Below are 14,520 nucleotides of genomic sequence, written 5' to 3' on the forward strand. Positions count from 1 at the left end.
ACTATTGTACAAAAAACAACTATTGCGTCAGATCTACCTGCTGGTTGTCAATCAGGCGCGCCTTACCCAGCCAGGCGGCCATCAGCACCACCGCGCGCTGGCTGTCGACGCTCAGCGGTTGCAGGCTGTCGGCATCGCGAATGAACAGTTCATCCGGCGTAAAGCCGGCGGCGCGCAGCTGGTCGGCGGCCTGCGCCAGCAGAACGTCAACCTGACGTTCACCATTGCCCAGTTGCTCGGCCAGCGCGTTCATGATCTTGCTGAGCTGTGGCGCCAGCTTGCGCTCTTCCGCGCTCAGGTAGCCGTTACGCGAACTGAGCGCCAGACCGTCCTTGGCGCGCACGGTTGGCACGCCAACGATATCGATGTCGTAGCCCATATCGGCGACCATCTTGCGGATCAGCGCCAACTGCTGATAGTCCTTTTCGCCGAAGCAGGCCAAATCCGGTTGCACCAGATTGAACAGTTTGCTGACGATGGTCGACACGCCACGAAAATGGCCAGGGCGGCTGGCGCCTTCCAGCATGGTGGAGATACCCGGCACGTCAACGTAGGTCTGTTGTTCGAGCCCTTGCGGATATACTTCGGCCGGCGCCGGTGAGAACACCAGATCGACATTGCGGCGGTTGAGCTTTTCGCAGTCCTCCTGCAGGGTGCGCGGGTAACGCGTCAGATCTTCCGGCCGATCGAACTGCATGGGATTGACGAAAATGCTTACCACCACCACGTCACCGCGGGCGCGAGCTTCGTCGACCAGCGTCATGTGACCTTCGTGCAGGTTGCCCATGGTTGGCACCAGCGCGATGCGTTTGCCTTCCTGACGCCAGCGCCGAATGTGCTGGCGCAACAATGGCAGGGTTTGAATAATCAGCATAATGGCTCCCGAGGCGCTGTTTTTAGTTGAAAGAGTGCTCTGCCGCAGGGTAGATACCCTGTTCGACTTCCTGAATATAGTGTTGCACCGCACTGCGCAAGTCGCCGCTTTGCGCCAGGAAATTCTTGGCAAATTTCGGCGTATGCCCGCCGGTGATGCCAAAGGCGTCATGCATCACCAGTATCTGGCCGTCGGTGCCGTTGCCCGCGCCGATGCCGATCACCGGAATGCTCAGCTCTGCGGTGATCTTGCGCGCCAGTTCGGTTGGTACGCATTCCAGCACCAGTAGCTGAATACCGGCAAACTCAAGGTTTTTCGCGTCTTCTAGCAGCTGTTTGGCGGCCAGTTCGTCACGACCTTGTACCTTGTAGCCGCCGAACAGGTTAACCGACTGCGGCGTCAGCCCCAGATGGCCGCACACCGGCACCGCGCGCTCCGTCAGCATTTTCACCGTCTCGCACAGCCAGCTGCCGCCTTCGATTTTCACCATATTGGCGCCGGCGCGCATCACTTCGGCGGCGTTGGCAAAGGTCTGCTCCGGCGTGGCGTAAGCCATAAACGGCAGATCGGCCAACAGCAGGCAGGCTGGTGCGCCGCGGCGCACTGCGCGGGTGTGGTAAGCGATGTCGGCTACGGTAACCGGCAGTGTAGAATCATGTCCTTGCAGCGTCATACCCAGCGAGTCGCCGACCAGCAGCAGTTTGATGCCCTGTTCTTCAAACAGCCGGGCAAAACTGGCATCGTAGGCGGTCAGTGTCGCAAATTTGCGCTGTTCCTGTTTCCATTGGCGCAAATGGGTCACGGTGGTGGGTTTCATCACGGGTCTCCTGAATGGCGCCGGGCGTTCTGTGTCGGCGCTGGCTGCAAAAAAAGTGCAGTCATTCTACTGTAACCCACCGGGGGTGGGTAGCGACGATAACGGTGGTTAAGATGTTCTTAAGAACCTTGTGATGTAATCGAACAAAACCAGAAAAGGACGCACATGAGAATTCTGTTGATTGAAGACGATAAGATTATTGGCGACGGCATCAACGTTGGGTTGACCAAACTGGGCTTCAATCTGGACTGGTTCACCGATGGCGTTACCGGTCGTCAGGCATTGACCAGCGCCCCCTACGACGCGGTGATCCTTGATCTCAGCCTGCCGGGCATCGATGGGCTCGATCTGTTGCGTGAGTGGCGCCAGGCCGGGCACGACGTACCGGTGCTGATCCTGACCGCGCGCGATGCGCTGGAACAGCGGGTCAGCGGCTTGCAGAATGGCGCCGACGATTATCTGTGCAAACCGTTTGCGCTGGCGGAAGTGGCCGCTCGGTTGCAGGCGCTGATCCGGCGGCGTCATGGTCAACTGACGCCGCAACTGGTGCACGGCAAGCTGGTATTTGACGCTGCGGCGCGCAGCGTCAGCCTGGGCGGTGCGCCGGTGATCCTCACGCCACGCGAGCTGGCGGTGCTTGAACTGCTGCTCAACAACAAGGGGCGGGTACTGGCGCGCCCATTGATTCAGGAAAAACTGTACAACTGGGACGACGAGGTCAGCAGCAACGCAGTGGAAGTGCATATTCATCACCTGCGACGCAAGTTGGGCAATGGCGTGATCCGCACCGTGCATGGCGTGGGTTATACGCTGGGAGACGCCGAGTGAAGCGCCTGAGCCTGCGGTTACGCCTGATCGTTATCTTCAGCCTGCTGGCGTTACTGACCTGGTGCATCGCCAGCGTGGTGGCGTGGAACATTACGCGCCATAACATTGACCAGTTGTTCGACACTCAGCAAATGCTGTTTGCCAAACGGTTGGCGACCGCCAATCTGGGCGATTTGTCAGCGCAGCAGGCGACTCGCAGCCTACCGGAGACCAAAAAGCTGGTTAACCATGGCAAACGCGGCGATCAGGAAGATGATGCGCTGGCGTTCGCCATTTTCGACAGTGACGGCAAGATGTTGCTCAATGACGGCGAAAACGGCGCCGATATGACGTTTGACGGCCAACGCCAAGGATTTGTCAATGGTCGACTGAAGGACGATGACGACCTCTGGCGGCTGGTATGGTTGACCAGCCCCGACCGCCAGCATCGCATTGTGGTCGGACAGGAGCTGGATTACCGGCAGGATATGGCGCTGTCGCTGGTAACTGGGCAATTGACACCATGGCTGGTAACGCTGCCGATTTTGATGCTGTTGATGGCGCTGATGGTCGGCCGCGAGCTGCGGCCATTGCGCACGGTCGCTGCCGGTTTACGCCAGCGCGCCCCGGACGATGCCACGCCGATCGCCGCGCAGCGGGTGCCGACCGAAGTGCGCCCGCTGGTGGATGCGCTGAACGCGCTGTTTGCACGGATCAATACCATGCTGCTGCGTGAACGGCGCTTTACCTCCGACGCGGCGCACGAGCTGCGCAGTCCGCTGGCGGCACTGCGCGTGCAGACCGAGGTGGTGCAGTTGGCCGGCGACGATGTCGCGATGCGTGAACGGGCGGTGGAAAATCTGTCCGTCAGTATCGATCGGGCCACGCGGCTGGTGGATCAGTTGCTGACCCTCTCGCGGTTGGACGCGCTGCCGAACCTTGACGCGCAAGCTCCGGTGGACTGGGGACAACTGGTGCCGGCGACGCTGGCAGAACAGGAACATCATGCCCACCAGGCGGGCGTGACGCTGCGCTACCAGACACAGGGCGCGCCGTCGCCGCGCTCGGGGGATGCATTGTTGCTGTCGCTGCTGGTGAGAAATTTGCTGGACAATGCGCTACGTTACACGCCGGCGGGCGGCGCAGTCACGGTGACATTGAACGCTACCGAACTGCGGGTCGAAGACGATGGCCCCGGCGTTACGGCGCAGCATCTGGCTCGTCTGGGGGAACGCTTTTATCGACCTCCGGGGCAGGAACAGACCGGCAGCGGACTGGGGGTTTCCATCGTGCAGCGCATCGCCGATCTGCATGGTCTACGGATCGGTTTCGCCAATCGGCGCGAAGGGGGATTTATCGCCAGGGTGCTGTTCTAGCGTGACGTGCCGGGGCGTATTACGTCTGCGGCATCATGCCGAATGCCACAGCCGCATGCCGTTCATCGGCACGCGCTTCAGGCAGTCGGCCAGCGGCTCACCGTCGGGCAGAATCAGGTCCGGGGCGATTTCCGCCAGCGGATATAACATGAACTCACGCTCTTTCAGACCGTAATGCGGCACCGTCAGGCGGTCGGTATTGATGATCCGATCGCCATACAGCAGCATGTCGAGATCGAGCGTGCGCGGCCCCCAGCGTTCGTCCTTGCGTACGCGTCCCTGATTGCGTTCAATCGCCTGGGTGTGATCAAGCAACTGTTCGGCGGGCAGGCGGGTGTCAACGGCCACCACCGCATTGAGGAAGTCCGGCTGGTTCTGCGGCCCCAGTGGTTTGGTACGGTAAAACGAGGAACAAACGATCAACTGGGTGCGAGGAATATGCGCCAACGCCTCCAGGGCGGCATTCACCTGTTGCAGCGGCTGCGCCAGGTTGCTGCCCAACGCGATATAAACTCTGAATAATTCAGGCTGCGTCATCAGCGTTACCAGATAAAATCCCGACCGCCTGATTCACCAGGTGCCCGAGAGGCGCCACTGTCGACGCAGCGTGAAGTATGACGAGTAGCAACGCAGATCATTATGCTCCTTCTTTGCGTGGCGCTCTGCGGCGTGGCCGGCGCTGACGGGAGCGTCGCGGCGCCGGATCTTCGCCCAGCGTGCTTAACATGGCTTTCTGACGTGCCGGGGTGGCGTCCTGGAATTCGTCCCACCATTCGGCCAGACGCAGCATTTCCGGGTTGTTTTCCACCTGCGCGCGCAGTGCCAGCAGATCGTAGGCGGCACGGAACTTGGGATGTTCCATCAGTTTATGCGCCCGTTTGCCCTGGCGGCGTGACAGGCGCAGTTGCAGTTGCCAGATATCACGTACCAGCGTGGTGATCCGTTTTGGGATCGCCAGTGAACGACACTGTTCGTCCAGTACGTCATTCATCGCCAGCGCAAAGGCATCGTAATACGCCAGACCGCTTTCCTGCGCCAGCTTTTGCGCATGTTCCAGCAACGGATACCAAAGCATAGCAGCAAACAGGAACGCCGGGTTGACGCGCATATCATTCTGCAAACGGTGATCGGTGTTTTTCAGCACCTGCACCAGCATACGCTCCATTGGCGTGTCGTGATTTGGCGTAAAGTTGCGCGCAATCAGCGGGAACAGTGGCTGGAACAACTGGTATTCGCACAGCTTCAGATAGGTTGGGAGACCGTAGCCGGATTGCAGCAGCTTGAGGGATTCTTCAAACAGTCGGGCCGGCGGGATTTCATGCAGCAGCGACGCCAGGCGCGGAATAGGCTCGGCCGTTTCGTTGCTGATGGACATATCCAGTTTGGCGGCGAAACGCACCGCGCGCAGCATGCGTACCGGGTCTTCGCGATAGCGGGTTTCCGGATCGCCAATCAGGCGAATCACGCCCTGTTGCAGATCGCGCATGCCGCCAACGTAGTCACGCAGGGTGAAATCCGCCACGCCGTAATACAGGCTGTTGATGGTGAAATCACGACGCTGGGCATCTTCTTCGATCGAACCGAAAATGTTGTCGCGCAGCAGCATGCCGTTTTGCGCCTGCTGGGACGAGTTCTTGTCGTGCTCCGGGTTAGGTTCATGATGGCCGCGGAAGGTAGCGACTTCGATGATTTCCGGCCCGAACATCACGTGCGCCAGACGGAAGCGGCGCCCCACCAGACGGCAGTTGCGGAACAGCTTGCGTACCTGTTCCGGTGTGGCGCTGGTGGTGATGTCAAAATCCTTCGGCTTTTTGCCGAGCAGCAAATCACGCACGCCGCCGCCGACCAGGTAGGCTTCATAACCGGATTTGTTCAGACGGTAGAGCACCTTCAGCGCGTTTTCGCTGATGTCTTTGCGCGAAATGGAATGCTGTTCACGTGGGATCACCGTCATTGGACGCGTTCCCTCGCTGGCGGGCACGGGTGGACGTTTGCTGCGCGCAGGGCGACGGGCAGGCCGATCTCTGCCGCCGTCGGCCTGTGGCGCTGGGGACTCGTTTGCCACAACGCTTTCTTCGCGAACTACGTTTTTATCGTTGGCCGGCGCTGCTTCGCGAGCCACCTTGTCATCGCGGATTAGTACCTTACGGCAGAAATTGGCTACTCGGGTAAAAATGGTACACCTCGATAGTGACTGATAAAAATGGAGCTGCCCTGCATATTTCAAGCTGCAACGTCATCGGCTACCCGCTGGCCTGTCTCGGTGGGGCTTTCCCCTTGCGAGAGGCGCGGCATGCCACGGCTGCTGCTGTTCGCGGCAGATTTGCCAGCCGATCGCTGCCTGGCTGCACCTTGAAATCTATTGGGCATATAAAAAATAGCGGCTAATCATAGCTCACCATGGCTCTTTTGAGAATGCCGTTGTGTTTTCGTCCAGGGTTATTGCCTGTCGACGCGGTACGTTTTCCAAGCGCCAATGGGCGATCGCAAAGCGTAATAATAGTGGCAGATCAAGATCTTGCCAGTTTTCCGGCAGCGGCTGGTGCAGAAATTTCAGTGCAGCGACCAACAGCGGGCGCGGATCGCCAGTCGGCAACGCCGGCGCGTGATTCTGTTTGGACAGTTTGAGGCCCTGTTCGCCGAGCGCCAAAGGCAGGTGTACATAGCGCGGCACCGGCGCCTGCAACTGGTGATACAGCGCAATCTGCCGCACCGTAGGTTCGATCAGATCCGCGCCGCGCACGATTTCGTTGACGCCCTGGAAGTGGTCGTCGACTACCACCGCCAGATTATAGGCGAACAGGCCGTCGCGTCGGCGGATGATAAAATCCTCCTGCGCCAGCGCGGGGTCAGCCTGCAAGTGACCCTGCAGGCGATCGTCAAACGCGTAAACCGGTGCGCTTTGCCGCAGGCGAATGGCGGCACCTTGCGGGCCGAGCTGGCGGTCGCGGCAATGGCCGTCATACAGCCCGCCAATCTGCTGGATGCGGCTGCGGGTACAGGTGCAGTAATAGCTGAGCCCCTGCTGCTGTAGCCAGTCCAGAGTAGCGCGATAAGCGTCGTGACGTTGGGATTGATAAACCACCTGGCCGTCCCAGTGGAGACCATAGTGTTCCAGCGTGGCCAGGATACGATCGGCGGCACCCGCGACTTCGCGCGGCGGATCGATATCTTCGATGCGTACCAGCCACTGCCCGCGTTGGGCGCGAGCCTGAAGAAAACTTCCCAGAGCGGCAATCAGCGAGCCGAAATGCAAATCTCCGGAAGGTGAGGGGGCGAAGCGCCCCACATAATGACGTTCTTGCATAACCTGGGAAGTTGGGTTCCCTGTTGCTTAAAACGGCGCGTGGTGAAACGCGCCGCCAGCGTTGACAACGGTATTAACCGGCCATCTGCTTTTCGCGGATTTCTGCCAGTGTCTTACAGTCGATGCACAAATCGGCGGTCGGGCGCGCTTCCAGGCGTCGAATGCCGATCTCCACGCCGCATGATTCGCAGAAGCCAAAATCTTCGTCTTCTACTTTCTTCAGCGTTTTTTCGATCTTTTTGATCAGTTTGCGTTCACGGTCACGGTTACGCAGTTCAAGGCTGAACTCTTCTTCCTGCGCGGCACGGTCGACCGGGTCCGGGAAGTTGGCAGCTTCGTCTTGCATATGCGATACAGTACGGTCTACTTCGTCCCTGAGCTGGTTGCGCCACGCTTCAAGAATGCGCTTAAAATGCGACAGCTGGGCGTCGTTCATATACTCTTCGCCCGGCTTCTCTTGGTACGGCTCCACCCCAGCGATGGCGAGAATGCTCAAGGACGAGGTTTTACGGTTTTGCCCTTCTTGCATGTTGCTTCTCCTACATACACACGCACTATCGAATCCCCAATGCGGGGGAAAAACAGGCCGCTATAAATAACAGATGGGAAGTAGGTTGGCAATTATTCCTGTCGCCTGCTTGACAATCGTGTGAAGGAAGGCGTATTTGGCGACGCAGTATCCGGTTGTCGAAATAGGTGTTCCCGGAATCGCTAATCGATAAAAAACGGTAACTTATCTTCAAGATATATACCGTCAGGTGATAATTTAGCCCCATAGCAAACCACTTCTACACCCTGCAGCCGAACCTGAGCCAACAGTGACGCATAATGCGCATCTATATGATGAGCGGGGGCGACATGGTCGATACCGCTGTGTAACACGGCAAAAAACAATACCGCCCGCTGCCCGCTTGCAGCCACGCTCTGCAACTCGCGTAAATGCTTCTGCCCTCTGAGCGTGACGGCATCAGGGAAGTAACCACGTTTCTGTTGCAATAATGTGACCGACTTGACTTCAATATAGCAGTTAACGCGGTTTTCTGCCTGTAATAACAAATCGATACGACTGTTTTCACCGCCGTATTTTACTTCGCCGAGCATGTTACTGTAACCGGATAATTCACTGATTAAATTGCGTTCAATGGCTTCGCGTACCAGCGCGTTGGCACGCAGGGTATTGACGCAGATCCAGTCGCCCTGTTGGGTGTGCGTCAGCTCCCAGCTGTGGGCATACTTGCGTTTGGCATTGGTCGAGGTGGAGTACCACACGGTGTCGCCGGGCGTGGCGCAGCCGGTCATGGCGCCGGTATTGGCGCAGTGCAGGGTAAAGGTATCGCCTTGCGGCGTCACCACATCGGCCAGAAAGCGCTTGTAACGTTTAATCAGCGTGGCGGGTTGCAGCGGCGGGGTAAATTCCATGGATGTTCCTGCTTATTTTAGCGGCCAGTGCGCCAGCGGCTGATAGCGCGTGCGGCCATGTTCAAATACCGATTGATACAGGGAAAATTGCGTGGCCGGCATCACCCAGCCCGGGGTCGATGGCGGCAGCGCTATCGGCCGCGTCGCGGCGCGCAATAGCGTAATATGTGGATGGAACGGCAGCGGGCTTTGGTAACAGCCGCTGCGTGCCGCCTGTGAGCGCAGCATATCGGCCAGTTGCAGCAACCCGCGCGGCGCGCGCTTGCAGCCGAGCCATACTACGCCAGGTCGTGGCCAATGGCCGAGATCGTCCAGGGTAATGCTGAACCCCGGCTGACTGATGCGCCCGGCCAGCTGCTTCAACGCCGCTTCTTTCTGCGCGCTGACGTCGCCGAGAAACGCCAGCGTCAGATGCAGGTTGGCGGCGGCCACCGGGCGGCCGTCTTCAGGCTGAAACGCCTCGGCGCGCCAGCGAATCACCGGCTGTTGCAAGGCGACGGGCAAGCTCAGGGCAAAGAACAGGCGGCGGCTACTGGACATAACGATCTCATTGATTGAAGGCAACATACTGTACAATGCCCGGTTTTGAATGTTAACCACCACGGAGAGACTGTGTCTTCATTGCCCGTCAGCGCGATAGTCGATGAACTGCTCACTGCATTGCAAACCGCACCGCAGGTGCTGCTGCACGCCCCAACCGGGGCCGGTAAATCGACCTGGCTGCCGTTGCAGATCCTGGCACGAGCGGGATTGCCGGGGCGCATTGTCCTGCTTGAGCCCCGCCGGCTGGCGGCAAAGAACGTCGCTTACCGACTGGCGCAGCAACTGGGCGAAGAGCCGGGCGCTACGGTGGGCTACAGCATGCGTGCCGAAACGCGCAGCGGGCCAGATACCCGCCTGATGGTGGTGACTGAAGGGGTGTTGACCCGCATGTTGCAGCAGGATGCCGAATTGCAGGGCGTTTCGCTGGTGATCCTCGATGAATTCCATGAGCGCAGCCTGCAGGCGGATTTGGCGCTGGCGCTGCTGCTCGACGTGCAACAGGGGCTACGTGACGATCTTAAGCTGCTGGTGATGTCGGCGACGCTGGACAATGCGCGCCTGTCGCTACTGTTGCCGGACGCTCCGGTGGTGGTGTCGGCAGGGCGCAGTTTCCCGGTGGAGCGCCATTACCATTCTCTGGCCAGCCACCAGCGGCTGGAAGACGGCGTAGCGGGAGCGGTCAAGCGCCTGCTGGCTGAACAGCCTGGCTCGCTGCTGCTGTTCCTGCCGGGGGTGGCGGAAATCAATCGCGTACAGGAGCGACTCAGCGGTGCCGTTGCCAGCGATGTCGATCTTTGCCCGCTGTACGGCGCACTGCCGCTCGCACAGCAACAGCGGGCGATCCAGCCGGCCGCTGCCGGGCGACGCAAGGTGGTACTGGCGACCAATATCGCCGAAACCAGCCTGACCATCGAAGGTATCCGGCTGGTGGTCGACTGCGGGTTGGAGCGCGTTGCGCGTTACGATCCGCGCAGCGGTCTGACACGGTTACTGACGCAGCGTATCAGTCAGGCGTCAATGATTCAGCGAGCCGGTCGAGCTGGCCGACTGGAACCGGGCATCTGCTGGCATCTGTTTGCCAGGGAGCAGGGCGAGCGCGCCGCCGAACATGCCGAGGCGGAAATCGTACAAAGCGATTTGTGCGGCTTTTGGCTGGAACTGCTGCAATGGGGCTGCGTGGATCCCGGGCAACTGACCTGGCTTGATGCACCACCTGCAACCTCTCTGGCGGCGGCACGGCGCCTGCTGCATTCTCTTGGCGCTACCGACGACGGCGGCAGACTGACTGCGGCAGGCCGGCAAATGGCGATGATGGGATGTGAACCACGATTGGCGGCGATGCTGCATGCCGGCGCGCAATCAGGTGCCGATGGGCTGGCGACCGCGGCACTGTTGGTGGCGCTGTTGGAGGAGCCGCCGCGCGGGGGTGCAATGGATATCGATTACTGGCTGAGTCGCCCGCAGCCGCATTGGCAACGGCGCGCGCGCCAGCTTGCCCAGCGGTTGCCGGGGCGCGCCGGTCAGGTGGATGCCGCGCTGGCGCCGCGTTTGCTGGCGCAGGCCTTTGCCGACCGCATTGCTCAACGGCGTGGACAGGATGGTCGCTACCTGTTGGCGAACGGCATGGGTGCTGCAATGGATCAGGACGAGGCCTTGTCGCGCACGCCGTGGCTGATTGCGCCAGCGTTATTGCAGGGGGCCAACAGTCCCGACGCACGCATCCTGTTGGCGCTGCCGGTGGATATCGAGGCGTTGGCCGCACAGTTGCCGACGTTGATACAGCAGCAGACCGCCGTCGAGTGGGATGAGGAAAAGGGCACGCTGCGTGCCTGGCAGCGCCAGCAGATTGGCCGCCTGACGCTGAAAGCCCGACCGTTGGCAAAACCGGCGGACGACGCGCTGCAACAGGCGCTGATCGAGTGGGTACGCACACAGGGGCTGGCGGTGCTGGGTTGGGATACCGCAGCCGAGCAGCTGCGGATGCGTTTGCAATGCGCACAGCGCTGGCTGCCGGAAGCCGGCTGGCCGGCGGTGGATGATGAGGCTCTGTTGGATTCACTTGAGCGTTGGCTGCTGCCCTCACTTGGCGGCGTGCGGGATTTACGCGGGCTAAAGCAGGTCAATCTCACCGAGGCTCTTGGGCGGCTGCTCGACTGGCAGCAAAAGCAGCGGCTGGATAATGCGCTGCCCACTCATTACACTGTGCCGACCGGCAGCCGCCTGCCGATCCGCTATGATGCCGACAAGCCGCCGCTGTTGCCGGTGCGTTTACAGGAAATGTTTGGCGAACAACGCAGCCCGATGTTGGCTGAGGGTCGTATCGCGGTGGTGCTTGAGTTACTCTCTCCGGCGCACCGACCGTTGCAAATTACCGCCGATCTGGCGGCATTTTGGCAAGGCGCCTATCGCGAAGTGCAAAAAGAGATGAAAGGGCGCTACCCGAAGCACCTATGGCCTGACGACCCGGCCAATGCTGCGCCGACGCGGCGTACCAAGAAATACCAATAGGCGGGTTGATGGTCGCGGTGGCGATCCAGCCAGCGCTCGACGCCAGTCGTGGTGCAGTGGCGCGGTTTTAGGATATAGAATTCAGATGTTTCTTCTGTTCAGGCGTCCGGTGCAGGAACAGATTAAGCGATTCATTTACGGCCATGGGCCGTTCAGCGTGGAGAACAACGGCAATGGCTGGGGATGACCGCGAACCCATTGGGCGCAAAGGCAAGCAACCGAAACGCAGCGCGCCGCGCAAGCCGCAGCGTCGTCGCAGAGACGACTATGATGATTTTGAAGCAGATGACTATCAGGATGAGTATGACGATGAAGACTATGATGACCAGGAGCAACGCATGCCGCGTAAGGTAAAAGCTGCCCCACCGCGTAAAAAACGCCGTTGGCTTGGCCTGATGGTTAAAATCATTCTGGTGCTTGCCGTATTGCTGGCGGTTTACGGCGTATACCTTGATTCACAGATCCGCAGCCGCATTGACGGCAAGGTCTGGCAACTGCCGGCGGCGGTCTATGGCCGCATGGTCAACCTTGAACCGGGCATGCCGTACAGCAAAAAGGAAATGGTCGATCTGCTGGAGGGGATGCAGTACCGCCAGGTGAGTCGCATGACGCGTCCGGGGGAATTTACCGTACAGGCCAACAGCATCGAAATGCTGCGTCGTCCGTTTGACTTCCCGGATGGCAAGGAGGGCCAGATCCATGCGCGTCTCGATTTCCAAAACAACCGGCTTGCCAAAATCGAAAACATGGAAAACCGGCGCAGTTTCGGTTTCTTCCGCCTGGATCCACGGCTGATCACCATGCTGCAATCACCTAACGGTGAACAGCGGCTGTTTGTGCCGCGCAGCGGTTTCCCCGATCTGCTGGTGGATACGTTAATCGCTACCGAAGACCGCCACTTCTATGAGCATGGCGGCGTCAGTCCGTACTCCATTGGCCGGGCGCTGGTGGCCAACCTGACCGCCGGCCGTGCGGTGCAGGGCGGCAGTACCCTGACGCAACAGTTGGTAAAAAACCTGTTCCTGACCAACGAGCGCTCGCTGTGGCGTAAGGCCAACGAAGCCTACATGGCGTTGCTGGTCGATTACCGTTACAGCAAGGATCGCATTCTGGAGCTGTACCTGAACGAGGTATATCTCGGCCAGAGCGGCAGCGATCAGATTCGTGGTTTCCCGCTGGCCAGTCTGTATTACTTCGGTCGCCCGGTCGACGAGCTGAGCCTCGATCAGCAGGCGTTGCTGGTCGGCATGGTGAAGGGGGCATCGCTGTATAACCCGTGGCGTAACCCGAAACTGGCGCTCGAACGCCGTAACCTGGTGTTGAAACTGCTGCAGAACCAGGGAGTTATCGATGCCGAGCTGTACAATATGCTCAGCGCGCGTCCATTGGGCGTGCAGCCGAAAGGCGGCGTCATCACCCCGCAACCGGCCTTTATGCAATTGGTGCGTCAAGAATTGCAGGCCAAACTGGGCGACAAGGTCAACGACCTGTCGGGCGTGAAGATCTTCACCACCCTCGATCCGGTATCGCAGGATGCGGCGGAAAAAGCGGTGGAAACCGGCGTGCCGGCGCTGCGTGCCGCGCGTAACGTCAAGGATCTGGAAGCGGCGATGGTGATCGTCGATCGCTTCAGTGGCGAAGTGCGCGCCATGGTCGGTGGCTCCGATCCGCAATATGCCGGCTTCAACCGTGCGATCCAGGCGCGCCGTCTGGTGGGTTCTCTGGCCAAGCCGCCAACCTATCTGACCGCGCTGTCTGAACCGGACAAGTACCGTTTGAACACCTGGCTGGCGGATGCGCCACTGTCGCTCAAGCAGCCGAACGGCAGCGTATGGCAGCCAAACAACTACGATCGCCGGTTCCGCGGCAAGGTGATGCTGGTGGATGCGCTGGCCAACTCGCTGAACGTACCGACGGTAAATCTGGGGATGGCGGTCGGGCTGGACCAAATCAGCGCCACGCTGCAACGTCTGGGCATTCCGAAGGCGGAAATCAACCCGGTGCCGTCGATGCTGCTGGGGGCGATAGGCCTGACGCCGATGGAAGTGGCACAGGAATATCAGACCATCGCCAGTGGCGGTAACCGTGCGCCGCTGTCTGCCCTGCGCTCGGTGATCGCCGAAGATGGCAGCGTGCTGTACCAGAGTTTCCCGCAGGCGGAACGCGTGGTGCCGGCACAGGCGGCCTATCTGACGCTGTATGCGATGCAACAGGGCGTCGCGCGCGGTACTTCGCGCTCGCTGTCGGTGAAGTTCCCGAATTACCATCTGGCCGCCAAGACCGGCACCACCAACGACCTGCGTGACAGCTGGTTCGCCGGCGTGGACGGTAAAGAGGTGGCGATTGCCTGGGTGGGGCGCGACAACAACGGCCCGGCCAAGCTGACCGGCGCCAACGGCGCGCTGACGCTGTACCGCCGTTATCTGGAAAACCAGACACCACTGCCGTTGATGCTGCAACCACCGGAGGGCATCAGTCAGATGAACATTGACGGCGACGGCAACTTTATCTGTGGTGGCGGTGGGCGTACTCTGCCGGTATGGACCGATAACCCGGACGGGCTGTGTCAGGCCAGCCAGGCAGCTATTCAGCAACAGCAGGAACAGCAGCAGCCGCAAAACGAGCAGAAAGGTGCCGACGGCGTTGCCGGCTGGATTAAGGACATGTTCGGCCAATAATTCAGCCGCAGAAATGTAAAATAGCCTATAAGAATCCGCTTGTTTTGTTATTCAGCCCGCAGCTTTCGGTTGCGGGCTTTTTTGTTTTTGGCATCAGGATATTTAGCGCCGGTTAATCGGGCCGAATGCGCATCGTTACTGGTTTCCCTTAACGGAAATCAGCTTGCAGTTCAATTACGCTTCTGCATAAA

The 14,520-nt window shown here is 59.8% G+C and carries 12 protein-coding genes; 4 read left to right on the forward strand and 8 right to left on the reverse strand.

The window, feature by feature from the left end; genetic code table 11:
* Nucleotides 1–19: 19 nt before the first annotated feature.
* Both panC and panB read right to left on the reverse strand, forming a co-directional pair.
* A complete protein-coding gene (panC, locus tag NYE85_RS08400; protein ID WP_259004285.1) occupies nt 20–874 on the reverse strand; it encodes a pantoate--beta-alanine ligase in 855 nt (284 codons plus the stop codon).
* 22 nt (nt 875–896) lie between these two features.
* Nucleotides 897–1,691 (reverse strand): 3-methyl-2-oxobutanoate hydroxymethyltransferase, encoded by a 795-nt coding sequence (gene panB, locus NYE85_RS08405; protein ID WP_259004286.1) that lies wholly within the window; start codon nt 1,689–1,691, stop codon nt 897–899.
* 165 nt (nt 1,692–1,856) lie between these two features.
* On the opposite strand from panB, the gene qseB reads away from it, so the two are divergent.
* Nucleotides 1,857–2,519 carry a quorum sensing response regulator transcription factor QseB gene (gene qseB / locus NYE85_RS08410; RefSeq protein WP_259004287.1) on the forward strand — a complete coding sequence of 221 codons (663 nt, stop codon included), beginning with the start codon at nt 1,857–1,859 and terminating at the stop codon, nt 2,517–2,519.
* On the forward strand, nt 2,516–3,874 hold the full coding sequence (gene qseC, locus NYE85_RS08415) for a quorum sensing histidine kinase QseC (RefSeq protein ID WP_259004288.1): 1,359 nt from the start codon (nt 2,516–2,518) through the stop codon (nt 3,872–3,874). Before qseB ends, qseC begins: the two co-directional genes overlap by 4 nt.
* 33 nt (nt 3,875–3,907) lie before the next feature.
* On the opposite strand, the gene folK is transcribed toward qseC, so the two are convergent.
* From folK to thpR, 6 genes are all read right to left on the reverse strand, one after another.
* The gene (folK, locus tag NYE85_RS08420) at nt 3,908–4,411 is read right to left on the reverse strand and encodes a 2-amino-4-hydroxy-6-hydroxymethyldihydropteridine diphosphokinase (RefSeq protein ID WP_259004289.1); all 504 of its coding nucleotides are present in this window, start codon (nt 4,409–4,411) and stop codon (nt 3,908–3,910) included.
* Between the two features lie 100 nt (nt 4,412–4,511).
* Nucleotides 4,512–5,828 carry a polynucleotide adenylyltransferase PcnB gene (pcnB, locus tag NYE85_RS08425; protein ID WP_259004325.1) on the reverse strand — a complete coding sequence of 439 codons (1,317 nt, stop codon included), beginning with the start codon at nt 5,826–5,828 and terminating at the stop codon, nt 4,512–4,514.
* 441 nt (nt 5,829–6,269) lie between these two features.
* Complete coding sequence (gene gluQRS, locus NYE85_RS08430) at nt 6,270–7,181, reverse strand: tRNA glutamyl-Q(34) synthetase GluQRS (RefSeq protein ID WP_259004290.1); 912 nt, start codon at nt 7,179–7,181, stop codon at nt 6,270–6,272.
* Nucleotides 7,182–7,254: 73 nt separating this feature from the next.
* A complete protein-coding gene (dksA, locus tag NYE85_RS08435; protein WP_004958885.1) occupies nt 7,255–7,710 on the reverse strand; it encodes an RNA polymerase-binding protein DksA in 456 nt (151 codons plus the stop codon).
* A gap of 182 nt (nt 7,711–7,892) precedes the next feature.
* Entirely contained in the window at nt 7,893–8,600 is a 708-nt protein-coding gene (gene sfsA / locus NYE85_RS08440; protein WP_259004291.1) for a DNA/RNA nuclease SfsA, read from the reverse strand.
* A gap of 12 nt (nt 8,601–8,612) precedes the next feature.
* Complete coding sequence (thpR, locus tag NYE85_RS08445) at nt 8,613–9,140, reverse strand: RNA 2',3'-cyclic phosphodiesterase (protein WP_259004292.1); 528 nt, start codon at nt 9,138–9,140, stop codon at nt 8,613–8,615.
* 72 nt (nt 9,141–9,212) lie between these two features.
* On the opposite strand from thpR, the gene hrpB reads away from it, so the two are divergent.
* Both hrpB and mrcB read left to right on the forward strand, forming a co-directional pair.
* Nucleotides 9,213–11,651, forward strand: a complete 2,439-nt coding sequence (hrpB, locus tag NYE85_RS08450; RefSeq protein WP_259004293.1) for an ATP-dependent helicase HrpB — start codon at nt 9,213–9,215, stop codon at nt 11,649–11,651.
* A gap of 173 nt (nt 11,652–11,824) precedes the next feature.
* Entirely contained in the window at nt 11,825–14,329 is a 2,505-nt protein-coding gene (mrcB, locus tag NYE85_RS08455; protein WP_259004294.1) for a bifunctional glycosyl transferase/transpeptidase, read from the forward strand.
* Nucleotides 14,330–14,520: the final 191 nt, after the last annotated feature.

The sequence above is a fragment of the Serratia sp. AKBS12 genome, assembly GCF_024793895.1.
In the GTDB taxonomy this organism is placed as follows: Bacteria; Pseudomonadota; Gammaproteobacteria; order Enterobacterales; family Enterobacteriaceae; genus Serratia_F.